At 69.3% G+C, this 24405-nt stretch carries 23 protein-coding genes and 1 tRNA gene; 8 read left to right on the top strand and 16 right to left on the bottom strand.

The window, feature by feature from the left end:
• Window positions 1-7: 7 nt before the first annotated feature.
• Together E1161_RS03780 and E1161_RS03775 are read right to left on the bottom strand one after the other, a co-directional pair.
• Entirely contained in the window at window positions 8-1384 is a 1377-nt protein-coding gene (locus E1161_RS03780; RefSeq protein ID WP_132619564.1) for a PhoH family protein, read from the bottom strand.
• Between the two features lie 451 nt (window positions 1385-1835).
• Window positions 1836-3050 (bottom strand): DUF885 domain-containing protein, encoded by a 1215-nt coding sequence (locus E1161_RS03775; RefSeq protein ID WP_132619562.1) that lies wholly within the window; start codon window positions 3048-3050, stop codon window positions 1836-1838.
• A gap of 256 nt (window positions 3051-3306) precedes the next feature.
• Here E1161_RS03775 and E1161_RS03770 point away from each other — a divergent pair, with 256 nt between their 5' ends.
• A complete protein-coding gene (locus tag E1161_RS03770) occupies window positions 3307-3552 on the top strand; it encodes a hypothetical protein (RefSeq protein WP_207920076.1) in 246 nt (81 codons plus the stop codon).
• A gap of 245 nt (window positions 3553-3797) precedes the next feature.
• Window positions 3798-4043, top strand: a complete 246-nt coding sequence (locus E1161_RS03765; protein WP_235874760.1) for a hypothetical protein — start codon at window positions 3798-3800, stop codon at window positions 4041-4043.
• Window positions 4044-4106: 63 nt separating this feature from the next.
• On the opposite strand, the gene E1161_RS03760 is transcribed toward E1161_RS03765, so the two are convergent.
• Complete coding sequence (locus E1161_RS03760; RefSeq protein ID WP_132619560.1) at window positions 4107-4883, bottom strand: isoprenyl transferase; 777 nt, start codon at window positions 4881-4883, stop codon at window positions 4107-4109.
• A 207-nt stretch (window positions 4884-5090) separates the two neighbouring features.
• Here E1161_RS03760 and trhA point away from each other — a divergent pair, with 207 nt between their 5' ends.
• A complete protein-coding gene (gene trhA / locus E1161_RS03755) occupies window positions 5091-5768 on the top strand; it encodes a PAQR family membrane homeostasis protein TrhA (RefSeq protein WP_328591205.1) in 678 nt (225 codons plus the stop codon).
• Here trhA and E1161_RS03750 read toward each other — a convergent pair.
• The 3 genes from E1161_RS03750 to mca all read right to left on the bottom strand — a co-directional run bounded on the left by E1161_RS03750 (window position 5759) and on the right by mca (window position 9146).
• Window positions 5759-7771 carry a thioredoxin domain-containing protein gene (locus tag E1161_RS03750; RefSeq protein ID WP_132619558.1) on the bottom strand — a complete coding sequence of 671 codons (2013 nt, stop codon included), beginning with the start codon at window positions 7769-7771 and terminating at the stop codon, window positions 5759-5761. The two genes, trhA and E1161_RS03750, sit on opposite strands and share 10 nt — an antisense overlap.
• Window positions 7772-7929: 158 nt before the next feature.
• Window positions 7930-8265, bottom strand: coding sequence for a hypothetical protein (locus E1161_RS03745; protein WP_132619556.1), 336 nt, complete (start codon window positions 8263-8265; stop codon window positions 7930-7932).
• Window positions 8262-9146 (bottom strand): mycothiol conjugate amidase Mca, encoded by an 885-nt coding sequence (mca, locus tag E1161_RS03740; protein WP_132619554.1) that lies wholly within the window; start codon window positions 9144-9146, stop codon window positions 8262-8264. The genes E1161_RS03745 and mca overlap by 4 nt, the downstream gene beginning before the upstream one ends.
• A gap of 206 nt (window positions 9147-9352) precedes the next feature.
• Here mca and E1161_RS03735 point away from each other — a divergent pair, with 206 nt between their 5' ends.
• Entirely contained in the window at window positions 9353-9793 is a 441-nt protein-coding gene (locus E1161_RS03735) for a DUF4307 domain-containing protein (RefSeq protein ID WP_132619552.1), read from the top strand.
• Between the two features lie 191 nt (window positions 9794-9984).
• Window positions 9985-10473, top strand: coding sequence for a transcription elongation factor GreA (gene greA / locus E1161_RS03730; protein WP_207920074.1), 489 nt, complete (start codon window positions 9985-9987; stop codon window positions 10471-10473).
• A gap of 112 nt (window positions 10474-10585) precedes the next feature.
• Here the strand turns inward: greA and E1161_RS03725 are convergent, their stop codons facing one another.
• Window positions 10586-11131 carry an Lrp/AsnC family transcriptional regulator gene (locus tag E1161_RS03725; RefSeq protein ID WP_235874759.1) on the bottom strand — a complete coding sequence of 182 codons (546 nt, stop codon included), beginning with the start codon at window positions 11129-11131 and terminating at the stop codon, window positions 10586-10588.
• 13 nt (window positions 11132-11144) lie between these two features.
• Window positions 11145-12356 carry a threonine ammonia-lyase gene (gene ilvA / locus E1161_RS03720; RefSeq protein WP_132619548.1) on the bottom strand — a complete coding sequence of 404 codons (1212 nt, stop codon included), beginning with the start codon at window positions 12354-12356 and terminating at the stop codon, window positions 11145-11147.
• A 200-nt stretch (window positions 12357-12556) separates the two neighbouring features.
• On the opposite strand from ilvA, the gene E1161_RS03715 reads away from it, so the two are divergent.
• Complete coding sequence (locus E1161_RS03715) at window positions 12557-12802, top strand: hypothetical protein (protein WP_132619546.1); 246 nt, start codon at window positions 12557-12559, stop codon at window positions 12800-12802.
• Between the two features lie 44 nt (window positions 12803-12846).
• Here E1161_RS03715 and E1161_RS03710 read toward each other — a convergent pair whose 3' ends face one another.
• From E1161_RS03710 to E1161_RS03700, 3 genes are all read right to left on the bottom strand, one after another.
• On the bottom strand, window positions 12847-13986 hold the full coding sequence (locus tag E1161_RS03710; RefSeq protein ID WP_132619544.1) for a cystathionine gamma-synthase: 1140 nt from the start codon (window positions 13984-13986) through the stop codon (window positions 12847-12849).
• Between the two features lie 482 nt (window positions 13987-14468).
• A complete protein-coding gene (locus tag E1161_RS03705) occupies window positions 14469-15581 on the bottom strand; it encodes a ZIP family transporter (protein ID WP_132619542.1) in 1113 nt (370 codons plus the stop codon).
• Between the two features lie 98 nt (window positions 15582-15679).
• Window positions 15680-17047 (bottom strand): cystathionine beta-synthase, encoded by a 1368-nt coding sequence (locus tag E1161_RS03700; RefSeq protein ID WP_132619540.1) that lies wholly within the window; start codon window positions 17045-17047, stop codon window positions 15680-15682.
• Between the two features lie 238 nt (window positions 17048-17285).
• On the opposite strand from E1161_RS03700, the gene E1161_RS03695 reads away from it, so the two are divergent.
• Window positions 17286-18224 (top strand): SGNH/GDSL hydrolase family protein, encoded by a 939-nt coding sequence (locus E1161_RS03695; protein WP_132619538.1) that lies wholly within the window; start codon window positions 17286-17288, stop codon window positions 18222-18224.
• Between the two features lie 167 nt (window positions 18225-18391).
• The gene (locus E1161_RS03690) at window positions 18392-19612 is read left to right on the top strand and encodes an acetyl-CoA C-acetyltransferase (RefSeq protein ID WP_132619536.1); all 1221 of its coding nucleotides are present in this window, start codon (window positions 18392-18394) and stop codon (window positions 19610-19612) included.
• A 173-nt stretch (window positions 19613-19785) separates the two neighbouring features.
• On the opposite strand, the gene E1161_RS03685 is transcribed toward E1161_RS03690, so the two are convergent.
• The 5 genes from E1161_RS03685 to E1161_RS03665 all read right to left on the bottom strand — a co-directional run bounded on the left by E1161_RS03685 (window position 19786) and on the right by E1161_RS03665 (window position 24324).
• Complete coding sequence (locus E1161_RS03685) at window positions 19786-20577, bottom strand: Bax inhibitor-1/YccA family protein (protein ID WP_132619534.1); 792 nt, start codon at window positions 20575-20577, stop codon at window positions 19786-19788.
• Between the two features lie 142 nt (window positions 20578-20719).
• Complete coding sequence (gene yidC, locus E1161_RS03680) at window positions 20720-21751, bottom strand: membrane protein insertase YidC (RefSeq protein ID WP_132619532.1); 1032 nt, start codon at window positions 21749-21751, stop codon at window positions 20720-20722.
• A gap of 266 nt (window positions 21752-22017) precedes the next feature.
• Window positions 22018-22773: a hypothetical protein gene (locus E1161_RS27875; RefSeq protein WP_235874758.1), complete on the bottom strand. Its 756-nt coding sequence runs from the start codon at window positions 22771-22773 to the stop codon at window positions 22018-22020.
• A gap of 244 nt (window positions 22774-23017) precedes the next feature.
• Window positions 23018-23091, bottom strand: a tRNA-Leu gene (locus E1161_RS03670).
• 99 nt (window positions 23092-23190) lie between these two features.
• The gene (locus tag E1161_RS03665; protein WP_235874757.1) at window positions 23191-24324 is read right to left on the bottom strand and encodes an ATP-grasp domain-containing protein; all 1134 of its coding nucleotides are present in this window, start codon (window positions 24322-24324) and stop codon (window positions 23191-23193) included.
• Window positions 24325-24405 lie beyond the last annotated feature (81 nt).

The following is a 24405-nucleotide window of genomic DNA, read 5'->3' as shown; positions in this document are numbered from 1 at the left end:
GACCGCGTCAGGGCGTGTGGTCGCCTTCCAGCAGCTCGGTGACCAGAGCGGCGATCGGGCTTCGTTCCGATCGGGTCAGGGTCACGTGGGCGAACAGCGGGTGGCCCTTGAGCTTCTCGATGACCGCCGCGACACCGTCGTGGCGGCCCACCCGCAGGTTGTCCCGCTGCGCGACGTCGTGGGTGAGCACCACCCGCGAGTTCGCGCCGAGCCGCGACAGGACCGTCAGCAGCACGTTGCGCTCCAGCGACTGGGCCTCGTCGACGATGACGAAGGCGTCGTGCAGCGAGCGGCCGCGGATGTGGGTCAGCGGCAGCACCTCGAGCATGCCGCGGTCCATGATCTCTTCCAGCACGTTCTCGCTGGCGTGAGCCCCGAGCGTGTCGAAGACGGCCTGCGCCCAGGGCGCCATCTTCTCGCCCTCGGAGCCCGGCAGGTAACCGAGCTCCTGCCCACCGACGGCGTAGACCGGCCGGAACACCACGACCTTGCGGTGCTGCTGGCGTTCCAGAACCGATTCCAGGCCCGCGCACAGCGCCAACGCGGACTTGCCGGTACCGGCTCGGCCGCCGAGCGAGACGATCCCGATCTCGGGATCCATGAGCAGCTCCAGCGCGATCCGCTGCTCCGCCGAACGACCGTGCAGCCCGAAGACCTCGCGGTCGCCGCGCACCAGCCGGACCTGCTTGTCCGCGGTGATCCGGCCCAGTGCGCTCTGCTGTCCGGCGAGCATCCGCACACCGGTGTTCGGCGGCAGGTCCCGCGCCTCCTCCAGGTCGGCGACGCCGTCCTTGAACAGCGAGTCCACCGAGTCCGAACCGACGTCGATGTCCGCCATGCCGCTCCAGCCCGACGACACCACGTCCTGCGCGCGGTACTCCTCGGCGGCCAGGTTCACCGACGCGGCCTTGACCCGCAATGGCATGTCCTTGGTGACCAGCACGACCTCACGGCCTTCGGCGGCGAGGTTGAGCGAGCAGGCCAGGATGCGGGAGTCGTTGGAGTCCGTGCGGAAACCCGGCGGGAGCACCGACGGGTCGGAGTGGTTCAACTCCACGTGGACGTTGCCGCCCTCAGGGTTGACCAGCACCGGGTGGTCCAATCTGCCGTGCTTGATCCGGAGATCGTCGAGCACGCGCAGCGCCTCGCGGGCGAACCAGCCGAGTTCGGGGTGGTGGCGCTTCCCCTCCAGCTCGGAGATGACCACCACCGGGAGCACCACGTCGTGCTCGGCGAACCGGGCCATCGCCCACGGGTCGGACAGCAGGACCGAAGTGTCCAGGACGTAGGTGCGGACCTCGGAGTCACCGCCAGGTGCGGTGGGCGCGGGCGCGTCGCTGCGGACGGCTTCGTGCGCCTGAGGCTGGGAACGTCGTGCGGTCACGGCTACTCCCTCGCGGACGTGCCGAGCACGCCCGCTCGTCGGTGGGCCGGGCCTGCCCCCGTCGTGCTCCCGCTGGACCGTCCGGTCCACCGACGCCACGCGAGGGCCGGGCACCGACCCCCTCCGCGACCAAGGTGGACGTGTGAACGTCCGCTCCAGCCAACAGCCACGATCAGGGCCTCCCGGACGGGCCGCGTTCGGACGTGCAGAAGAAGAACGGCCCGTCACCAGCGAACGCTACCTTTGAGATCGCTCTTCGGCAGACAGCCACTTAGGTGATTCGAACCATTCCCGCGCTCACCGCGCGCTACCTCCTGTTTTCGCAGGTCACAAGGTGAATAGAAGGTTTCCAGACGATTCGTCAGCAGGTCAGGACGCGTCCCTGGGCCGCGACGAGAACGAACTCAATCCAACACTCCCGGTTAGCCTCGCTGCTCTTTCCGGGTGAAATTCAGGACCGCGCGCGTGCCGCGATCTCAGCGCGGAGGACCTCTGGCACAAGCGCCTCGTCAAGCAATCGGCGGTAACGATCGGTGCTCGATGTGCCGTCCGGGTGGTCCGACAGCCACCGCCGCAGCAGGCGGAACCCTTCTACGTAGGTCGTGGTGTAGGCCCGCCACAGCGGATCGCGCATGAAGCTCACCAGGTGCCGCGCGCGGTCTTCCGGCATCAGCAGCCAGCGGCGCAGGTGATCGACGGCGTCCTGCTCCGACCTCCTCCGGGAGTGCAGCATCAGCATCGCGTCCTGGCGCACCGGCAGCAGGTGGACCAGCACCGCCTCCAGCCGCTCGGCGAGCTCGCCGTCCAGCGCGATGCCCAGGTCGGCGAAGATCTCCGCCGCCCACGAGCCCCAGCCCTCCCCCACCGCCGCGTGCAGGCCGAGGTCTGCGAGACCTTCGGCGAGCACGCACTGCGGCGTGTTGACCAGGAAGATCGCCTGCTCGGGTTGGGTGCGCGCTATCCCGGCGGCCTTGCGGCAGTGCTCGGTGTGGTGACCCGGGTAGGACTCGTGGGCGATCAGCTGCGGCAAGGTCGACGCGCGGTGACCGATGTCGGCGTTGACCGACACCCGCGACCGGAACCCGCCGAGGTACTCGTTGAACCCGCTCCACGGCCGGTCGGTGACGATCCGGTACCGCACCCGCTCCTGCACCGGCAGCCCGAAGCGAGCCCGCACCCGCGAGCGCAGCGCACCGGACACCGCTTCCACGCAGACCTCCAGGCGCTCCGGCGACAGCCGGTCGCGGCGCCGGACCGCGGCGAGCCGGTCGACCAGTGCCCCCGCTCCCGGCAGCAGCGCGTCGAGTTCGCGGTGGGCCTCCCGGTACTCGTCGGGATCGCCGAGCTCAGGGGTGACCTGGAAGCACGCCCGCACTTCCGCCAGGAACGACATCTCCTGACCGGCGATCCGAAGACCGATCGCCTCCAGCGCGGTGAGCTGAGCGTCGAGGAACCACGAGCGGGGTTCGGCCAGCCCGCAACCGCCCAGCTCGTCGCGCAGCTCGCGAGCCCTCGCGACGAGCCGCAGCGGGTCCGGGCGCGGCTCGTGGAGCACCCGGAGCCGCAGCCCCGGGTCGCCCGCGTAGGAGTCGACCAGACCCGGTTCGAGCCGGTCGAACCGCAGCCCGAGCCGCACGTAGTCGGACACCAACCGCGCTGAGTCCACGTCTGAACGGTACGCGGCCGGGCGCACGCCGAATTCACCGAACTCCAATGGCACTGGAAATGCGCGGGGCCTTTTCGGCGAATACTTGCGAGTACGTTAGCCCTGGCGGCGATATTACACACAATGGTGGTATCCGAGTGTCGCGTTCCACAACCCGTCGTTACGTTTCAAGCCAGGTGCTTCACTCGTTCCGGAATTCACTCTTCCCGGGCAGAAGCACGCACTTGCTCGACTCATCTCATCAAGGAGCAAAGCTGTGCTGAAGAAAGCAGTGATTGTCGCCGGTGCCGCCGCCGGTCTGCTGGCCCTGGCCCCCGTCGCCAACGCCGACAGCTCGGACAACGACGGCATCAACGTCCTGAACGACAACAACGTCAGCGTTCTGCCGGTGCAGGCCTGCGGCAACAACGTCGCCGCCCTGGGCGCCGTCGTCCCGGTGGGCTCGCCGAACTCCACCGGGTGCGTCAACGCCCCGATCCTGGACCACCCCAGCGCGGACTGACGCCTTCGCCGACGAAGAAGGAGCGCTGGCTCGTTCCGGCGCTCCTTCTTCGTGCGCGCATTCCGCGTCCACCAGCGATTCATGGACCCGGATTCACACAATGGTGTTACGAATTTGGGCTACGGGCATGTTCGCTGTAGTTTGCGACCGGAACACACCACACTCGGTCTCCCAGCCGGGATTCGGACAGAGTTCGTTGGTGTGATTTCCGAATCCCGCGGAATTCCTAAAGGAGAGTGACTCAAGTGCTGAAGAAGGCAGCGATTGTCGCCGGTGCCGCCGCCGGTCTGCTGGCCCTGGCGCCCGTCGCCAACGCCGACAGCTCGGACAACGACGGCGTGAACGTCCTGAACGACAACAACGTCAGCGTTCTGCCGGTGCAGGCCTGCGGCAACAAGGTCGCCGCGCTGGGTGCGGTCGTGCCGCTGCTGTCCCCGCAGAGCAGCGAGTGCGTCAACGCCCCGGTTGTGGACCACCCGTCCGCCGACTGAGCGATCTCATCGCATTCGGAAAGGCCAGGTCGTCTCCGACCTGGCCTTTCCGCGTGCTCGAGGTCAGCGGCCCAAGCGGCGGTGGCGCACCGCGTAGTCGCGCAGCGCTCGCAGGAAGTCAACCCGGCGGAACTCCGGCCAGTAGGCCTCGGTGAACCAGAACTCCGAGTGCGCCGACTGCCAGAGCATGAAGCCCGACAACCGCTGCTCACCCGAGGTGCGGATGAGCAGGTCCGGGTCCGGCTGGCCGGAAGTGTAGAGGTGTTCGGCGATGTGGTCGACCGTGAGCACCTCGGCGAGCTCCTCGATCGTGGTCCCCGCCTCTGCGTGCTGCTGCAGCAGCTTGCGGACGGCGTCGGCGATCTCCCGTCTGCCTCCGTAGCCGACCGCGACGTTGACCTGCATCCCCGTCCGGCCTTCGGTCCGCAGCGCACCCGCGGTCAGCCTGGCGGCGGTCTCAGTGGGCAACACGTCCAGCGCACCCACGATCCGCACCCGCCACGACTTGCCCGGACCGGTGAGCTCGTCGACCACCCCGGCGATGATCTCCATCAGGGCGTTGAGCTCGGCTTCGCTGCGGTTGAGGTTGTCGGTGGACAGCAGCCACAGGGTGGCCACCTCGACCTGCGCCTCCTCGCACCAACCGAGCATCTCCGCGATCTTGCGCGCGCCCGCTCGGTGTCCGTGCGCTGCGTCCAGACCGGCTTCCTTGGCCCATCTGCGATTGCCGTCCAGGATGACGCCGACGTGCTTGGGGTGCTGCAGGCCATCGAGCTTCCGGCTGAGCCGTCGCTCGTAGACCGAGTACATGAGTTCTTTCAAACGAACCTTGAGCGCCACGCCAGATGAGACTACGCGGATGCGGACGACCATCGGCGCTGAGGCCAAGCGGCGCAGATCTTCCTCCTCCCACCACCCGAGAACCCGCACCGCCGCCGGTTCTGAGACCTCGATCGGGTGCACCGGACGCCGTGCGACGACCCCAGGAGTCCGGTTTGCAACAGACGTCACAGCGGACCAAACCTACGGTCCCGTAACCTTTGTGGCGTGACCAAGGCCGTGTCTTCCCGAGTCCCGCACGCGATCGTCAAGCCGCGCATGCGCGGCTGGATCCACTTCTGGTCGCTGCTGGCGTTCTTCGCCGCCGGCGCGACGCTCGTCTCGCTGGCCGCCTCGACCGTGTCGGCTGAGGCAGCGCTGGGCACCTCGATCTACTCGGCGACCGTGCTCGGCCTGTTCGGTGTGAGCGCGCTCTACCACCGCAAGACCTGGAACTCGGTCGGCGCGCGCACCTGGATGCGACGACTCGACCACTCGATGATCTTCCTGTTCATCGCCGGCACCTACACGCCGCTGGCGATGATCGCGCTGCAACCGACGACCGGCGCCATCGTGCTCGCCGTGGTGTGGGCGGGCGCGCTCGGCGGCGTGATCCTCAAGCTGGCCTGGCCGAACGCGCCGCGCTGGGTCGGCGTCCCGGTCTACATCGCACTGGGCTGGGTGGCCGTGTTCGTGCTGCCGGACCTGCTGGAGAACGCGGGCGCGGCGGTGCTGGTGCTGCTCATCGTCGGCGGTGCGCTCTACACGGTCGGCGCGATCTTCTACGCCACCCGCTGGCCGGACCCGTGGCCGAAGACCTTCGGCTACCACGAGTTCTTCCACTCGACGGTCACCGCGGCGGCCATCTGCCACCACGTCGCCATCTGGCTCGCGCTCTACGCCTGAGCGAGCTTGTCCGCCAGTTCAGCGGAGGTCGTGACGGGGCGGTCGCAGACGTAGCCGTGGCAGACGTAGGCGGCCGCAGCACCGTCGACCAGGGGCCGGTCGGCCAGGAGGGGAACTCCGGCCGCTCCCGGCGTCGAGGCCACCACGACCGCGCCACCCGGCCCTCGGCGGTGGGCCGTCGCGAGGAGCTCGGCGCGCGAGGACTCGTCCGGTCCCACGACGGCGACCTGCATCGGGCCCTGAGCCCGGGCCTCGGCGACCGCCAGCCAGTGGCCCGCGAAGCGCGGCGCGCGCTGGGCCAGCAGTCCCGCACGCGACAGGGCCTGCTCGGCGGCGGTGCGGTAGCGGCTGGTGGACCCCGGCCCGACCAGGGCCGATGCCGTCAGCAACGCCGAGGTCAGCGCCGCGGCACCGGACGGGCTGGCGTTGTCGGTCGGATCCGAGGGCCTGCGCACCAGCGTCTCCGCATCGGCGGCGGTGTCGTGGAACGTGCCGGGGTGATCGGTGTCGGCGAACTGCTCCATCGCGACGTCGAGGAGCTCGCACGCGCGGGTCAGCCAGCGCGGATCAGCGGTGGCCTGGTGCAGCGACAGCAGCCCGTCGGCGAAGCAGCCGTAGTCCTCCAGCACCCCGGCGGCCGTGCCCGCGACGCCGTGCCGGGAGGTGCGCAGCAACGTGCCGTCGACCAGGTGCGTCGACAGCAGCAGCTCGGCGGCACCGGCGGCGGCCTCGATCCAGGACGGTTCCTCCAGGGCGGTCGCGGCCTCCACCAGCGCGGTGATCACCAGGCCGTTCCAAGCGGTGACGACCTTGTCGTCCTCGCCCGGCTGGGGGCGCTGCTCCCTCGCCGCCAGCAGGCTCTGCCGCACCCGCGTCCAGCGGGCCTGGTCATCGGGGTCGTGCGGCAGCTGGAGCGTCGAAGTGCCCTCTTCGAAGGTGCCCTCCGAGGTCACCGCGAACAGCGACGCCGCCCAGTCGCCGTCGGACTCGCCGAGCACCTCGCGCAGCTGCTCCGGCGTCCACACGTAGGTCAGGCCCTCGACGCCCTCGGTGTCGGCGTCCAGCGACGCAGCGAAACCGCCCTCCGGCGTGCGCAGGTCGCGCAGCAGGAAACCGGCGGTCTCCCTGGCCACGCGCGCTGCCAGGTCGTCGCCGAGCCTGCCCAGGTGCGCGTTCGCGCGCAGCAGCAGGGCGTTGTCGTAGAGCATCTTCTCGAAGTGCGGCACCACCCAGGCCGCGTCGACGCTGTAGCGGGCGAATCCGCCAGCCAGCTGGTCGTAGATGCCTCCGCGCGCCATCGCCGCGCAGCAGTCGCGGGCCAGTTCCAGCGCCTGCTCGGACCCGGTGCGCTCGTGGTGGCGCAGCAGGAACTCCAGCACCATCGACGGCGGGAACTTCGGCGCGTCGCCGAAGCCGCCGTGCTCGGGATCGGATTCGGTGCGCAACCGGCCGACGGCGCCGGTCAGCACCTCGTCGTCCAAGATCGACTCCGGCAGCGGTGAGCGCTGCGCGTTGAGCTGCTCGACGATGCGGCTCGCGGCCTGCCGAACCTCCTCGCCGCGCCCTTCCCACGCCTCCGCGACGGCCGAGAGCAGCTGCGGGTACGACGGCATCCCGGGCATCGGCGACGCCGGGTAGTAGGTGCCGCAGTGGAACGGTTCGCCGTCGGGGGTGAGGAAGCAGGTCATCGGCCACCCGCCCTGGCCGGTCATGGCCTGGGTGGCCTCCATGTAGACGGCATCGATGTCGGGACGTTCCTCGCGATCCACCTTGACGTTGACGAAGCGCTCGTTCATCAACCGCGCGATCTCGTCGTCCTCGAACGACTCGTGCGCCATCACGTGGCACCAGTGGCAGGCCGCGTACCCGACCGACAGCAGCACCGGGACGTCCCGGCGGCGGGCCTCGGCGAACGCCTCCGGGCACCACGGCCACCAGTCGACCGGGTTGTCAGCGTGCTGGAGGAGGTACGGACTCGTCGCGTCCGCAAGCCGGTTAGCCATACCCCCACCTTCCCACCTCGATCTTCCGAACGCACTGGTGAGGGCTGGGCTGACCGGAATACCGGCGTAATCACGTCACCGAGTACGGCCGTGATCCGGTCATCCGACTCAGAACGGGGCCACCCGGTTCCCCAGGCGGCCCCGTTCGGAGTCGGGTCCTACTCGTTCCTCTGCGTCTGCGACGTGTTGGAGGGGGTGCCCGTCGGCTCCGGGGGCTCGGTGGCCTCGGACTCATCCGCGCGCTTCGACGCTTCGGCTCGCTTGACGCGGGCCGGGGCCGCGGCGTTGGCCTTCTCCTCGTCGAAGACGACCGGCAGCTTCTTCAAGTGCTTGGTCATCGAGCGGATCAGGAACACCACCGCGATGGCGAACACGATCAGCAGCACCAGGCCGAGCGGCGAGGACTTGCCGAAGTCCTCACCCTGCCCGCCCGGGTCCTGCGGCGGCACCGGCGCCTGGGCCAGCACCAGTGCGACGGTCTCCTGGGCACTCATGCGCACACCTTCTCCTGCACGCCGGCGAACAGGTCGTCCTCCGGCAACGTGGTGTCGACCAGCGAACGCACCAACTCGTAGTCCTCGGTCGGCCACAGCTCGCGCTGCACGTCGCACGAGACCGCGAACCAGCGGCTCGTCGGGTCGATCTGGGTCGCGTGGGCGCGCAACGCGGCGTCCCGCTGCTCGAAGTACTCCCCGCACGGCACGCGCGTGGTGACCCGGTCGTCCGGGTCGGGGCGGCCCTGGGAGTCCCAGCGCTCGAGCCAGTCGGTGTAGGGCGATTCCTTGCCGTCGGCCAGCAGCGACTCGTGGAACAGCTGCATGCGCTTGCGGGAGAAACCGTGCGAGTAGTAGAGCTTCAGCGGCTGCCACGGCTCGCCCTGGCCACCGTGCAGGTCGGGGTCACCGGCGGCGTCGAAGGCCGCGACGGAGACCTCGTGGCACCGGATGTGGTCCGGGTGCGGGTATCCGCCGTTCTCGTCGTAGGTGATCACCACGTGCGGGCGGAACTCACGCATCACCTTCACGAGCGCGCGGGTGGGCTCCTCGATCGGCACCGTGGCGAACACGCCCTCCGGCAGCGCCGGCAGCGGGTCGCCCTCGGGCAGTCCGGAGTCGACGTAGCCGAGCCAGCGGTGCTCGACGCCGAGGATCTCGGCGGCCTTGGCCATTTCCTCCCGGCGCACGTCGGTCAGGTTCTCCACGACCTCGGGCCGCTCCATGGCCGGGTTGAGGATGCTGCCCGCTTCACCTCCCGTGCAGGTGACCACCATCACGTCGTGGCCCTCGGCCACGTAGCGCGCGGTGGTCGCGGCCCCCTTGCTGGACTCGTCGTCCGGGTGCGCGTGCACCGTCATCAGTCGCAGCTTGTCCGCCATCGCCCGCTCGTTCCTCCCGCTAGTAGCAGCATCCGCCCTGTGCACGGCTCCTCCGCGTCGACGGCCCCGCCGTCTCCTCCGCTGGGCGCTCCAGGGATACTCAACGTGGGTGTCGTCCTCCATTGTTCCCGGTGGAGCCGACATCGTGGCCGTCACCCCTCGTGGTCCCCGGCCGCAGATCCACCGCCCGCGTCGGAAAGGCCGCCGTGACGCAGCAGCAGGTCCCGCAGGACCGGTACGGCTCGCGCGCTCGCAGCGCGCGCACCCGGCCGTTCCTCCGATGGTCCCTGCTCGCGGCCGTGCTGCTGGCTCTCGCGGGCGTCGCGCTCATCGGCTACCGCAACCTCGGCTCCGCTCCGATCGAAGGCAAGCAGGTCGCCTTCGAGGTGATCGACGATCACTCCGTTCGGATCACCCTGGAGGTCCAGCGGGACGATCCGCAGCGGCCCGCGGACTGCGTGGTGCGGGGTCGCGCCGAATCCGGCGAGGAGGTCGGAAGACGCGAAGTCCTGATCCACCCGGCGAACGGCGTGAGTCGGCAGGACACTGTGCTTCGTACATCCGCCCGAGCGACCATCGGGGAGGTGTACGGCTGCACTTACAACGTTCCTGAATATTTGTCCACTCACACGCGGCCAACCGGGTGAAGCGCCCCGCCGCACGTCGGGCGCGAGGAGAATCCGGTCCCTTTGCGTGCTGATACGTGCTATCGTCGAGCGCAGCACGGCCCCCGCTGAGGGCCGTGTTTTTCCGTTACTTGGCATTGGCCGAGAAAAGGACGGAATTGCAATTTGGCCCGTTGTGAGTGCGGACCGGAAGTCGACGAGGAGTGGTGACCGTGAGCGAGACCCAGGTGACCTGGCTGACCCAGGATGCTTACGACCGGCTCAAGGGTGAGCTGGACGAGCTCGTGGCCAACCGCCCGGTGATCGCCGCGAAGATCAACGAAGCCCGCGAGGAGGGCGACCTGCGCGAGAACGGCGGGTACCACGCCGCTCGCGAGGAGCAGGGTCAGATCGAGTCTCGCATCCGCCAGCTGCAGGAACTGCTGCGCACCGCCCAGGTCGGCGACGTGCCCACCGAGTCCGGCATCGCCAAGCCCGGTTCGGTCCTGACCGTCCGCTACGACGGCGAGGACGAGACCGAGCAGTTCCTGCTCGCCAACCGCGAAGAGGGCGCCCACGGCGACCTCGAGGTCTACTCCCCCAGTTCCCCGCTGGGCAAGGCTCTGCTGGATGCCAGGGAGGGCGAGAGCCGGGAGTACGAGCTGCCCAACGGCGGCAACATGAAGGTCACGCTCGTCAAGGCTGAGCCCTTCAACGGCTGATCTTTCATTCCGGGCTCCTTTCCTGCGCAGCCGCTGAAGTTGCCGCGCGCCTTTGTTGATCTGGCTTCACCTGACCTATGCGGGTGAAACCGTTGCGACGGTTTCACCGCAATTAAGAATCGATACCGGGCTCGTGCGCTCGGTCCGCGGGCGTTCCGGATTCCGGGACGCCCGCTCGCTTTTCCCCGGATAGTCGGCGAAGCAGCGGACGCACTCTCGGCGGCACGGGCGTGGACAACGCGATGGACGTCGATGTGCGGCGAACACCGGGCACTCCGACGACCTCGTCGATCACGCGCTGCAGGTCGTCGTTGGACCGGGCGACCATGCGCACGAACAGGTCTCCCTGGCCGGTGGTCGCGTGCACCTCGCAGACCTCGTCGATGGCGGCCAGCTGCTCGGCGACGAGCCCGCGATGCCCCTGCGTGATCTCCAGGACCGCGAAGGCCGTCAGCCCGTAGCCCATCGCCGCCAGGTCCAGCTCGGGCGGGAATCCCTGCAGGACGCCGCGCTCGAAGAGCCGGTCGAGCCGGGCTTGGACGGTGCCGCGCGCGACGCCGAGCCGGCGGGAGCACTCCAGCACGCCCAGCCGCGGCTCGTCGGAGAGCAAAAGCAGCAGCCTGGCGTCCAGTTCGTCGGGACCGCTGGTGGCAGCCACGTGAGAACTCCTCTCAGCGGCGGGCGAGGATCGTGTGGCCGACGGCTTCGAGTTGGGCGACGACGTACTCGCGGTGCTCCTGACCTCGGGTTTCCAGCGAGACCTCGACGTCGACCTCGCCGAGCGCGAGCGCACCGGAGATGCGCGAGTGCTCGATGTCGATGACGTTGGCGTTGAGCTCGCCGAGCTTGGCGAGCAGGGCCGCCAGCGATCCGGGCCGGTCGGGCAGCCGGACGCTCAGCGACAGGTAGCGACCCGCCGAGGTCATGCCGTGTTGGATGAGCTGGAGCAGCAGCAGCGGGTCGATGTTGCCGCCGGTGACCACCGCGGCGGTCGGTGAGACTACCTGCTCGGGGTGTTCCAGCAGGGCCGCGACGGCGGCGACCCCAGCGGGTTCGACCACGAGCTTCGCCCGCTCCAGGCACAGCAGCAGCGCGCGCGACAGCGACTCCTCGCTGACCGTGAGGACCCCGTCGACCAGCTCCGACACGTGCGCGAACGGCACCGCGCCCGGTTCGCCCACGGCGATACCGTCGGCCATCGTCTGGGTGTCGGTCAACGGCACGGGCTTGCCCGCGGCCAGCGAGGGCCTCCAGGCGGCGGCTTGCTCGGCCTGCACCGCCAGCACCTTCACGTCGGGGCGCGTCGCCTTCACCGCGGCGGCCACGCCCGCGACCAGCCCTCCCCCGCCGGTGGGCACGAGGATCGTGCGCACTTCGGGCAGCTGCTCCAGGATTTCCAGACCAACAGTGCCCTGACCTGCGATGATGTCCATGTGGTCGAAGGGGTGGATGAACTCGGCGCCGGTCCGCTCGGCGTGCTCCTCGGCCGCCGCGAGTGTTTCGGCGAGCACCGCACCGTGCAGCGTGACCTGGGCGCCGTAGGACTTGGTCGCGGCCAGCTTCGGCAGCGGCGCGCGTTCGGGCATGTAGACGGTGGCGGGAATGCCCAGCAGGTGCGCCGCGAGGGCGACGCCCTGGGCGTGGTTGCCGGCGCTGGCGGCCACCACACCGGCCGCGCGGCGCTCGGCGTTGAGCCCGAGCAGCCGGACGTAGGCGCCCCTGAGCTTGAACGAGCCGGTGCGCTGGAGGTTCTCGCACTTGAGGTGGACTTCGCCGCCGGTGTGCTCGCCGAGCACTCGGGAGTGCTCCATCGGGGTCCGCCGTGCCACCTTGGCGAGCAGGGCGTCCGCTTCGCGGATTCGGTCGAGGTCGACGAGCTGCATGCGCCAATCCTGCCACCGCTGATCCACGGGTACTAGGCGTGCGCCGAAGCGCCCTCACGCAGAGCTGCTCGGGTGGTCACCGGGGGGAAGAAGGCCCTGCGGATCGATAACCGACCCCGGGGCGGCACGTTGGGTACCCTCAGTGGGCAGCACGGTCACCGAGCGCGAGGCGCGCACCGACACACCGCCTGGAGGGCAGCATGGCGCAGCCGAGCAACGGCGTGTTCCCGCTGCTCACCGGCATGATCACGGCGGCGGCGCTGTCCGGTGCGGCAGTCCTGGTGGTGCTCAACTCCGGCTGCGAGGACCCGGGCACCTACCACGAGCACGACGGGGTCGTGGAGCTCATCGGCGGCTGCCTGCGACCCAGCGACCTACCGGTCGCCCCGCGCGAGCCCGCCGATCCCCCGTCCTCGGGCAGCTCGGACCCGTTCGTGGCCAGGTGACGGTCGCGCCCAGGAGCGCATTCCGGGCACGACCGCCCGCGTGATCAGCCGAGTGCGGCGAGCAGATCCTCGACGAGGTCGTCGGCCTCTTCGATGCCCACCGACAGGCGGACCAGGTCCGACGGGACCTGCAGCATCGAACCCGCCGTGCTCGCGTGCGTCATCCGGCCCGGGTGCTCGATCAGCGACTCGACGCCGCCGAGGGACTCGGCGAGGGTGAACAGCCGCGTGCGGGAGCAGACGTCCAGGGCAGCCTGCTCACCGTCGGCGTGCAGGAACGAGACCATGCCGCCGAAGTGCTTCATCTGCTTGGCGGCGACCTCGTGCCCGGGGTGCTCGGGCAGGCCCGGGTAGAGGACCTTGGCAACCTTCGGGTGACCGCTCAGCGCCGCGACGATCCGCTCGGCGTTCTCGCTGTGCCGCTCCATGCGCACCGCGAGCGTCTTGAGGCCGCGCATGGTCAGGAACGCGTCGAACGGGCCGGGCACCGCGCCCGCGCCGTTCTGCAGGAACGCCAGCTGCTCGGCCAGCTCGTCGTCGGAGGTGACCACCGCGCCGCCGACCACGTCGGAGTGCCCGCCGAGGTACTTGGTGGTCGAGTGGACCACCGCGGTCGCGCCGAGCTCCAGCGGCTGCTGCAGGAACGGCGAAGCGAAGGTGTTGTCCACGACGAGCTTCACGCCCGCGTCGGCGGAGACCTGCGCCAGCGCGGCGATGTCGCCGATGTTGAGCAGCGGGTTGGTCGGCGTCTCCAGCCAGACCAGCTTGGTGCTCTCCTGGATCGCCGCGCGCACGGCGTCCACGTCCGACACCGGGGCGGGCGTGTAGGAGATGCCCCAGCCGGAGAGCACCTTGTCGATCAGCCGGAAGGTGCCGCCGTAAGCGTCGTCCGGGATCACCAGGTGGTCGCCCGGGCGCAGCACGGACCGCAGCACCGCGTCTGTGGCCGCCATGCCGGAGGCGTAGGCGCGCGCGTGCCTGCCGTTCTCCAGCTCAGCCAGGCAGCGTTCCAGCGCGGTCCGGGTCGGGTTGCCGGTGCGGGAGTACTCGTAGCCCGAGCGCATCCCTCCGACGCCGTCCTGCGCGTAGGTCGAGGTGGCGTGGATGGGCACGATCACCGAACCGGTCGTCGGGTCTGCCTCCTGGCCCGCGTGAATCGCGCGGGTGGCGAAGCCGTCACTCATGTGGAGCAGCGTACGACCAAGGGCGGAGCGAGCGCACCGGGAGTCCACCCCCGGCTCAACTCGCAGTCCCGGATTCGACGATCGATCACCATTCAACATTGGCTCACGAAGGGGAAATCGACTTGGCCCGAGTGCAGCGACGAGACCCCGCGACCGGAGCCAAGCTTCGTTCCCACAGCATGATCTTGGCTGTCGCGACTGCGGTGCGCGCGGCGCACTGAGCTCGGCGCCACGCGCGGGACCAAGGATTGGGTGGACGAGAGGTTTGGCGTGGGAGTGCTCCGAGCTTGCGAACGACGCCGATCAGTGGCCGCCTGCAACACCATGGCAGTGGTCTGCTCGAAAGCAGTTCTCGGAAGGCGGGGACTCCTCGTCCCTAGCCCCACCGCGCCTTGCCGGGGCGTCGCGAGTCGGAACTCACTCGAGAAGCTAAGTGCCCCCGGAACTGGGCGTTCCAGGGGCACTTCGACGTTGAGCTCAGCTCACCACTGCGGAGGCTGCGGCGGCTGGCCGGGCTGCTGGGGGTAGCCGCCCTGCTGCGGGTAGCCACCGGACTGCGGGTAGCCCTGCGGGGGCTGCTGCTGGCCGAAGCCCTGCTGCGGGGGCTGCTGGCCGTAGCCCTGCTGCGGCTGACCGAACTGCTGCGGCGGTCCAGGCTGGCCGAACTGCTGCGGCGGCTGCTGCTGCCCGAAGCCCTGCTGGCCGTAGCCGCCCTGCGGCTGGCCGTAGCCACCGGCCTGCGGCGCCGGGGCGCCGGCGAGGGCGTTCATCCCCGCCGTGGTGGACGGCAGCCACCACAGCACCAGGATCGCGATCCCGACCAGCAGGCCGAAGATCCCGGCGACCGGGCTGACGAACAGGTTGATCAGACCACCGATGAGGCCCAGCCCGGCGAAGACGGTGACGAGGATCCGCCCCCACTGCTTGCCTTGACCGCCCGAGTAGGCGGCGAAGATCCACACACCGCAGAAGATCAACGCCACGAGGATCGTGGCGATCCCGACGCCCGGGAGGTAGGACATGGTCATGATGCCGCTGATGATCGAGCCGATGAGGCCCAACGCGGCAAGACCGATCGTGACCCACTGCGCGATGGGCAGGGTCGAGGTACCGCCCTGACCCGGCCCGCTCTGCCCCGGGAAGCCGCCGGCCTGCGGGGGCGGGAAACCGCCCTGGGCCTGCGGAGCCGGGAAACCGCTGCCGGGAGTGCCCGGCGGCTGCGCGGGGAATCCGCCGGGCTGGCTCTGCGTGCCGGGCTGCTGGTACATCGGCTGCGGGGGCTGCATCGACGGCGGCACCATGGCCGTCGCATCCGCACCACCCTGCTGCTGACCACCGAGGCCCGGCTGCTGGTACATCGGCTGCGCCGGCTGCATCGACGGCGGCACCACCTGGGTGGAGTCACCGCCCTGCGGCTGGCCTGCGGGCCGGACGACCTGCGTCGCCTCCGACGGAGGCTGCTGCCCCTGCGACTGGACGGGCCGGACGACCTGAGTCGAGTCACCGCCCGCCTGGTTCTCGTCCTGGGGGTCCATCCGGTTCGAGATCGGATCCGAACCCTGCTGACCGCCGTCCGGCGGCTGCGGAGAGCTCATCGGGTACTACTCCCTTGCGGCGTCCAAAGTCCTGGGCATACTTCGGCCCTACGCTATCTGATCAGGCCGAAGCGCAGTGGTGCTTCAGCACCAACTCGTCATCGACCCGCGATGAACCCGAGCACATCCTGGCGGGTCACGACCCCGGCGGGCTTGCCGTCGATGAGCACCATCGCACCGTCCGCCCCGGTCAGCGCAGACATGGCCGAGCTGATCTCCTCACCTGCACCGATGGTCGGGAGCGGCGGCGACATGTGCCGCTCGACGGTGTCGGCGAGTTGGGCGCGGCCCGCGAACAGCGCGTCCAGCAGGTCGCGCTCGTTGACCGCCCCTGCGATCTCGGCAGCCATGATCGGCGGCTCGGCGCGCACGACCGGCATCTGCGAGACGCCGAACTCGCGCAGGATCGCCACGGCCTCCGCGACGGTCTCGTTTGGGTGGGTGTGCACCAGCTCGGGGATGGTGCCGTCCTTGCGGCGCAGCACGTCACCGACTCGGCCACCGCCGACGTCGGGCGAGAGGAAGCCGTAGGAGGCCATCCAGGAGTCGTTGAAGATCTTGCCGAGGTAGCCGCGACCGCCGTCTGGCAGCAGCACCACGATCACGTCGTCCGGGCCCGCGGTCTCGGCGATCTTGAGCGCTGCGGCTACCGCCATGCCGCAGGAACCGCCGACCAGCAGCGCTTCCTCGTTGGCCAGGCGGCGGGTCATCTGGAAGGACTCGGCGTCGGAGATCGGCACGATCTCGTCGCAGATCCCGTTGTCATAGGTGGTAGGCCAGAAGTCCTCACCGACGCCCTCGACCAGGTAGGGACGGCCGTGACCGCCGGAGTACACCGAGCCCTCCGGGTCCGCGCCGATGACCTTGACCTTGCCGCCGGAGATCTTCTTGAGGTACTCGCCGGTGCCCGAGATGGTGCCGCCGGTGCCGATGCCGGCGACGAAGTGCGTCACCTTGCCCTCGGTCTGCTCCCAGACCTCCGGCCCCGTGGAGTGCACGTGGGACTCGGGGTTCTGCGGGTTGGCGTACTGGTTGGGCTTCCAGGCGCCCTCGATCTCCTCGACCAGGCGGTCGGAGACGCTGTAGTAGGAATCCGGGTGCTCTGGCTCCACAGCGGTCGGGCACACCACGACCTCGGCGCCGTAGGCCTTGAGGACGTTGCGCTTGTCCTCGCCGACCTTGTCCGGGCAGACGAACACGCAGCGGTAACCCCTGCGCTGGGCGACCATGGCCAGGCCGACACCGGTGTTTCCCGAGGTCGGCTCCACGATCGTGCCGCCTGGCCTGAGCTCGCCGGAAGCCTCGGCGGCTTCGATCATGCGCAGCGCGATGCGGTCCTTCACGCTGCCGCCGGGATTGAGGTACTCCACCTTCGCCAGCACCGGGGTCTTGCCGGTGGCCACCGCGTTCAGCCGGACCAGCGGAGTGTTGCCCACCAGTTCGGTGACGTGCTCGACGTAGTCCACGCCTCGTCCTCAGTCGTCGGTCGGTCCCGCCCGGGTCTCCGGCGCGGGTGTGATGCCGAGCGTAATCGCCTGTTCAGGCGCTAACCCAAGGGACCTTCCGGACGACACACGGTCAGGAAGTTTTTTCGGCTCGGCGGCGTCTAACCGGTAGTGGGGTGTGGGAGTTCCGCCGAGCGCATCCTTGGTGAGCCGGGCTTGCATTCCCGATCCCCGGGGGTGGTGTGGAGGGAGGGGCGAGATGATCGCGACGAAGGCTTTGCGGCTCGCACTGCTGGCCGCAGGTACCGCGGGTGGCCTGTCCGGAGCGGCCTACGGCTTGCTCAACGGTCAGGCCGGGCACGCGCGGAGGGTCATCGGACCGCCCATCGCCGAACCGCTGCGCGCCGACGGCGTGCACCTGCCGACCGGTGTCGGACCGGTGCCGCGCAGCGAGGTCCCCGAGGGCGTCCGGCCGCTGGAGGTGGCGGTGCTCGGGGATTCCTCCGCAGCGGGGCTGGGAGCGAACTTCCCGAGCGAGCTGCCCGGTGTCCGGGTGGCGCAGGGCTTGGCCGAGGAGCTGGACGGGCCGGTCGCGCTGACCACGCACGCCATCGTCGGCGCGACGACGCGGGAGCTGTCCGCGCAGGTCGACGCGGCCCTTCGGCAACCGCCGGAGGTGGTGCTGATCATCATCGGCGCCAACGACGTGACCTCGAAGTTGCCGATCTCGCGGTGCGCGGAGCTGCTCGCCGAGCAGGTCCGGCGGCTGGTCGAGGCGGACGTGAAGGTCGTCGTGGGCACTTGCCCGGACCTCGGGTCGATCCGGCCGATCCCGCAGCCGCTGCGCTCGGTGGCCAGCCGTTGGAGCATCGCGCTGGCTCGCGCGCAACGCCGTTGCGTGGAGACCGCGGGCGGCTACGCGGTCCCGCTCGCGGACCTGCTCTCACCGGAGTTCCTGACCCGGCCGGCGGAGTTCTTCAGCCCGGACCGGTTCCACCCGTCCGGCGCGGGCTACGAGGCCGCCGCGGACATCCTGCTCCCGGTCATGTGCATGGCCATCGGCGCCTGGCAGGGCGGCCCGCTGCCGCCGGCGCCCACCCGATCGGAAACGGCCGAAGCCCGCCGCCCCACCAGCCGCATCGTCGCCCACCTCAACCGCCGCCTCCACCCCCGAACACCGGGCCGCGGCCTGGATTGACCGGATTTCAGGAGCCTGATTCCCGCAGGTGCTCGACCACATGGGGTACCGACCGGTCGGTACGGGGGTTGTCGGTGAGTGGCGTCACCGCCAAGATGGCCTCAGCGCCCTTAAAGTGACTCGTCAGTAACGAACTTTCGCGCCCCGGCGAACGAAGGAGTTCCCCCATGCCCGAAGCAGTCATCGTCTCCGCCACGCGGTCCCCGATCGGGCGCGCCGGCAAGGGATCGCTGAAGGACATCCGTCCGGACGACCTGACCGCTCAGATCATCAAGGCCGCCCTGGACGAGGTCCCCGAGCTCAACCCCGCCGACATCGACGACCTGATGCTGGGCTGCGGTCTCCCCGGCGGCGAGCAGGGCTTCAACATGGCCCGCGTGGTCGCCGTTGAGCTCGGCTACGACCAGCTGCCCGGCACCACCATCACCCGCTACTGCTCGTCGAGCCTGCAGACCACCCGGATGGCGCTGCACGCCATCAAGGCCGGTGAAGGCGACGTGTTCATCAGCGCCGGTGTCGAAGCGGTGTCGCGCTTCGCCAAGGGCTCCTCCGACTCGCTGCCGGACACCCACAACCCGCTCTTCGCCGACGCCGAGGCCCGCACCCAGCAGACCGCCGAGCAGGGCGCGGAGAGCTGGACCGACCCGCGCGAGCTCGACCTCGTGCCGGACGTCTACATCCCGATGGGTCAGACCGCGGAGAACCTCGCGCGCCTCAAGGGCGTCACCCGCGACGAGATGGACGACTTCGGCGTGCGCTCGCAGAACCTCGCCGAGAAGGCCATCGCCAACGGCTTCTGGTCCCGCGAGATCACCCCGGTCACCACCCCGGACGGCACCGTCGTCTCCGCCGACGACGGCCCGCGCGCAGGCGTGACCAAGGAGGGCGTGGCCGGCCTCAAGCCGGTGTTCCGCCCCGACGGCCGGATCACCGCCGCCAACTGCTGCCCGCTCAACGACGGAGCGGCGGCGCTGGTCATCATGAGCGACACCAAGGCCGAGGAGCTCGGGCTGACCCCGCTGGCTCGCGTCGTGTCGACCGGCGTGTCCGGCCTGTCGCCGGAGATCATGGGCCTGGGCCCGGTGGAGGCGTCCAAGCAGGCCCTCAAGCGCGCGGGCATGAGCATCGACGACATCGACCTGGTGGAGATCAACGAGGCGTTCGCCGCGCAGGTCATCCCGTCCTACAAGGACCTCGGCATCCCGCTGGAGAAGCTGAACGTCAACGGTGGCGCGATCGCCGTCGGCCACCCCTTCGGCATGACCGGCGCGCGCATCACCACGACGCTCATCAACTCCCTCCAGTTCCACGACAAGCAGTTCGGACTGGAGACGATGTGCGTCGGCGGCGGCCAGGGCATGGCCATGGTCCTCGAACGCCTCAGCTGAACTGCGGCCACCCGATACACCCCAGTGATCCGACCACCGATTACGGCAGTTCTCGGGGGATCGGACCACGGCAGTTCTCGGATCACGGTTCACCGCCGCAATCTGGGCCTCCGAAGCGAAGTGGCCGCCACCCGAGGGGTGGCGGCCACTTCGTTCGCATTTCGGGGTTCGCGTCAGTCGCTGCTGGAGAAGTAGGACAGCAGGCGGAGGATCTCGAGGTACAGCCAGACCAGGGTGGTCATCAGGCCGAAGGCGATGTACCAGGCGAACTTGGCGTCCACACCACTGCGGATCGCCTTGTCGGCGGCGTCGAAGTCGAGCAGGAAGCTGAACGCCGCGATGCCGATGCACAGCAGGCTGAAGCCGATGCCAAGCGGGCCAGCTTCGCGCAGGCCGAAGCCGCCCGGCATCAAGAAGCTGGCGACCAGGTTGACCAGCATCAGGATCGCCGCACCCGCGACTGCGCCGATGATCCACTTGGTCAGCTTCGGCGTCACCCGGATCGCGCCGGTCTTGTAGACGACCAGCATCGTGGCGAAGACACCGAGGGTGCCCACGATCGCCTGCATGATGATGCCGGGGCTGAACCACGACGCGAACAAGTAGCTGATGCCGCCGAGGAACACGCCCTCCAGCGCCGAGTAGGTCACGACCAGAGCCGGCCGGACCTTCTTGGTGAAGACGATGACCAGCGAGATCACCAGGGCGACCAGCGCCGCGGGCAGCGCCAGGGCGACCGCGGGCGGACCGGCCAGGAAGGTCAGCGTAGCGGTGATCACCGCCAGCACGAGGGTGATCGCGGTCTTGGTGACCACGTCGTCGATCGTCATCGGTCGCGCGGCCTGCGGGGGAGCAGCCGGCGCCTGGCCGTAGGACGACTGCTGTCCCTGGCCGTAGTTGAAGTTCGCGTAGCCACCGGCCATTTCCGGCAGCTTCCGGAACGCGGGGTTGCTCGTTGTGCGCAACTCATCCTCCTGGGCGTTCTTGCGCCGTCTCCAGATCCAACGACCGGCGGTCCCGATCGGTTCCCGGTTCGGTAAAACCGGACTTTACCGGAAGCGAAAGGCCGGGGGACACGATATCCACCGGCCTTTTCTCACACGTTGCCTAACGCCGCTTCTTGGCTTTGGACGCCTGCTTGCCAGGGCGGTTCTTCGGCTGGGTCTTCTTCCCGCCGGTTTTGCCACCGGGTCGCTGGCCGGGGGCGGGCTTGGCCGGCTTGGCCTCGGTGGCGGTGGCCGTGGCGGCCTCGCCCTCCGAGGAGGTCTCGGCTTTGGCGTCGCGGGCCGGCTTCTGCCCCGGCTTGGGACGAGGCGCGGCCTTCTTCGCCTCGATCTCCTTCTGCCGCTCGCGCTCCTGCTCGGCGTCGATCTTCTTGGTCAGGAAGTGCTGCTGACCCAGCGTCCAGACGTTGTTGGCAAGCCAGTACAGCAGGACGGCGATCGGCAGGAACCAACCGGAGACGATCGCACCGATCGGCGCGATGTACATCATGAACTTGGCCATCATCGCCGACTGCGGGTTGGCCATCGAGGCGTCCGTCTGCTTCTTCACCGACAGCCGCATGGTGAAGTAGGTGGCGACCGAGGCGATCAGCATCAGCGGGATGCCGACGATCATCATCGAGGTCCGGTCGGTGCCGAACAACGCCAGTTCCGTCGCGGGCTGGGTGATCCAGTTCGACAGCTTCGCACCGAAGATGTCGGCCTGGATGAACGAGTCGACGCCCGCCTGGTCGAAGATGAAGTTGCTCTGCGCGCCCGGGTGGAAGTTCCGCAGCACGTGGAACAGGCTCAGGAAGACCGGGATCTGCAGCAGCGCGGGCAGGCAGCCGCCGAGCGGGTTGACCCCGTGCTCGGACTGGAGCTTCTGCATCTCCTGCGCCATGCGCTGGCGGTCGTTCTTGTACTTCTCCCGCAGCTTCTGGATGTGCGGCGCGAACTTGGCCATCTTGCGGCCTGCGCGCATCTGGCTCAGCGCAGGCTTGATGAGGACCACGCGCAGCGTGAAGACCAGGAAGAACACGGCAAGCGCCCAGGCGAAGCCGTTGTCCGGGCCGAGCACGGTGCCGAAGACCTTGTGCCAGAACCACAAGATCGCCGACACCGGGTAGAGGATGAAGGAGAAGAAACTTTCCACTCAGCTACTCCTGGTCATGGGCCGCTGGGGGCGAGCGCCCGACGTCGTTTCCCTCCGGCGCAACCCGGGCCGTACGTGCGCGGCTGAACCCGTCTGGAAACGCAATCCGGCCAGTTCAAGGGTGCCATGCCCGGACACCGGGCGGCTGCCGCCCCTGGCAGTCCACCGCGACCGAGGCCGATCACGAAACGTTTTTCCTGGTCACGCGGTTAGGTGACATGAGCTATACCGGACCCGGCACAGGCCGGATCCGGTTCAACCCAGCGTCACTTCCGCAGAGCTCGGGCGATGATCCGACCGGCGAACAGGTAGATCAGCGCGGCCAGCCCGTAGTTGAGAACCAGACCGATGGTCGCGTCACCCGGGGTGAACACGTCGCCGAGGCCGAGCACGAAGAACTTCGCGGTGCCGTAGGTGAAGGCGACGAAGTCGTTGTCCTGGTTCGCACCGGTGACCGAGAAGATGATGTGCAGCACGAACACAAGCGCGATCAGCGCGCTGACCACCTGGACCGTTCGGCCGATGGCGTCCGCGCTGGGCCCGCGGAACCCGTCCCGGTCGCGCCGGTCGTAGTCGCGATCGCGGCGGTCGTAGTCGTCGCGGTACCGATCGCGCTCGGGCTCGCGGTAGTCGTAGCGGTCGTCGCGGTAGCCGTAGGGGTCGGCGTACGGATCGTCCCGGTAGCCGTCGACGCGCTGGTCGACGCGTGTCTCCGGGTACGGGTTGGTCGCCGGCGGCTGGTAACCGGGCACGCCGCCCGGCGGCGGCTGCTGGGGCGGCATGGGCTGCCCGCCCATCGGCGGCTGAGCCGGCGGACCGGGCTGGTATCCCGGGGGCACCTGCTGCGGGGCCGGTCCGGGCGGCACCTGCCCCGGTGGGACCTGCTGCGGCCCCGGCTGACCGCCGGGCGGTGGTCCCGGCGGGCCGGGCTGCTGAGGACCGCCCTGCGGCGGTCCCGGCTGCTGCGGTCCCTGCTGCCCCGGTCCCGGCCGTCCGGCCCGGGGGTCTCGCTCGTAGGCCATGAGGGCGCATTCTCGCTGTTGACCCGGCCAGGGCGAAACCCCCGCGGGGTAATCGCCACCCCACCGCGTCCTGACCGAGCGTCGAGCGCAGCTGGGTGTTCACCGAACCGAAACCGGAACGCCATCGCATCCAGCACTAAAAGCCTTCACCTGCAAGATGAACTGCGAAGATCACCCGAACGAGGTGCCCGAAATGCACGGATGAAGGAGGTGAGAAAAGAGATGACCCGTTAGTTTGGAAAAGTGCCCCCGGTCGGGTTCGAACCGACACTCTGACGATTTTAAGTCGTCTGCCTCTGCCAATTGGGCTACGGGGGCCAGCCTTGATACCGGCACGTGTGCCGGTCCGCCACTAAGACGCGGCGAAACCGCCTAAGGTTCCCGCGCGCGGGCCGATTCCACACCCTCGTGATCCGGTCACCAGCTGCCCCATTCACCCACCGCCGCCGATTCCACCAGCTCGTCGAACCGCGAGCGGACCCAGTCGTGCACCGCGCCCGAGACGTCCTTGCTGTCGGCGCGCTGCTCGAACCAACGCCAGTCGCAGTTGACGTTGACCTCCAGGAACACCCACTCGTCACCCACCCTCAGCAGGTCGAAGCCTGCCACGTCCAGCTGCCAGCGCTCGCACAGGCGCAGCAACCTTCCGGCCAGGGCGCCGGGCACGCCCACGGGCTCCACCACGACCGATTCGGGGTCGACCCACAGCTGAGCCGGGTCGAGCTTGCTCACCCGGAAGCCGATCGCGCGCTCCCCCACCACGAACACCCGCAGCTCCTCGTCGGCGTCGAGGTACTGCTGGACGAGCACGGGAGCCGGCTCGCGCACCTCACCGCCGGTGCGGCGGATGTCCAACGGCTGCGGGAAGAGCCCGCGCAGCGCGCCGGGTTCGGGTTCAAGCATGTGGTGACCTGCGGCTTTGACGATGCACTGCGCGCCACCGGGGCGGCTGCGTCCGGGCATCGTGGTCACGGAGGTGCGCGGCACGCGCAGGCCGACCGACGCCGCACCCTGTAGCTGCGTCAGCCGGTCGAGCACTCCCCCGTGCGGCCCCGTGTTCACCCGATCCCAATCGTCCCTCGCGGTCAGCCAGTTGCCGACCGCGTACCACTGCTCACGAACATAGGCCCCGTAGACCGTTGCGGGATCAACGGGTACGGCGGTCATGTCGAAGTGTCGCCGCCAGATCAGCACCGGGCGCAAGAGCCAGCGCTGGAATTCGATCAGAGGAGTATCGGCGTGCACCGTCAGTGGCAAGTCCAGGCAGCGGTCCGCGTCGATGCGCACCATGCGGACGTCGTGCTCGGCCAGCGCGAGGGAGAGCTCGTTCATCTCCATGTCGCTGGCGCGGGAGAGCACGAGCACGCAGGGCACCGGGTCGCCGGGTTCCTCCTCGACGAGGCCGGCCTGGTACATGCGTTCCTGGAAGTCCAGCGGAGTGCCGGGCGCGCGCACGAAGTAGTCCTGTCGTTGCAGCAGCACCGGCGTCGGGCGGAGCTCAGGCTCGGCCCATTCCCCCTGGTCAGCGGGCCGGTCCTCGGCCGCGCTCATGATCAGTCGTCCTTCTTCCGGAACACCTTCGACGCTTCGGCGTAGTCTGCTTCGAAGTCCGCGATCGGGCCGTCCTGCGCT

Origin of the sequence: Saccharopolyspora aridisoli (genome assembly GCF_004348445.1) — a bacterium.
GTDB lineage: Bacteria > Actinomycetota > Actinomycetes > Mycobacteriales > Pseudonocardiaceae > Saccharopolyspora > Saccharopolyspora aridisoli.
This window is presented reverse-complemented; position numbering and strand designations above follow the sequence as displayed.

What these genes read in the sequence shown, in the direction of transcription:
- E1161_RS03710 (WP_132619544.1), bottom strand. Translation starts at nt 13,986, where the DNA reads ATGAGTGACGGCTTCGCCACCCGCGCGATTCACGCGGGCCAGGAGGCA.
- E1161_RS03705 (WP_132619542.1), bottom strand. Translation starts at nt 15,581, where the DNA reads ATGAGCTCTCCGCAGCCGCCGGACGGCGGTCAGCAGGGTTCGGATCCG.
- E1161_RS03750 (WP_132619558.1), bottom strand. Translation starts at nt 7,771, where the DNA reads ATGGCTAACCGGCTTGCGGACGCGACGAGTCCGTACCTCCTCCAGCAC.
- E1161_RS03745 (WP_132619556.1), bottom strand. Translation starts at nt 8,265, where the DNA reads ATGAGTGCCCAGGAGACCGTCGCACTGGTGCTGGCCCAGGCGCCGGTG.
- E1161_RS03695 (WP_132619538.1), top strand. Translation starts at nt 17,286, where the DNA reads ATGATCGCGACGAAGGCTTTGCGGCTCGCACTGCTGGCCGCAGGTACC.
- E1161_RS03715 (WP_132619546.1), top strand. Translation starts at nt 12,557, where the DNA reads ATGGCGCAGCCGAGCAACGGCGTGTTCCCGCTGCTCACCGGCATGATC.
- ilvA (WP_132619548.1), bottom strand. Translation starts at nt 12,356, where the DNA reads ATGCAGCTCGTCGACCTCGACCGAATCCGCGAAGCGGACGCCCTGCTC.
- E1161_RS03665 (WP_235874757.1), bottom strand. Translation starts at nt 24,324, where the DNA reads ATGAGCGCGGCCGAGGACCGGCCCGCTGACCAGGGGGAATGGGCCGAG.
- mca (WP_132619554.1), bottom strand. Translation starts at nt 9,146, where the DNA reads ATGGCGGACAAGCTGCGACTGATGACGGTGCACGCGCACCCGGACGAC.
- E1161_RS27875 (WP_235874758.1), bottom strand. Translation starts at nt 22,773, where the DNA reads ATGGCCTACGAGCGAGACCCCCGGGCCGGACGGCCGGGACCGGGGCAG.
- E1161_RS03690 (WP_132619536.1), top strand. Translation starts at nt 18,392, where the DNA reads ATGCCCGAAGCAGTCATCGTCTCCGCCACGCGGTCCCCGATCGGGCGC.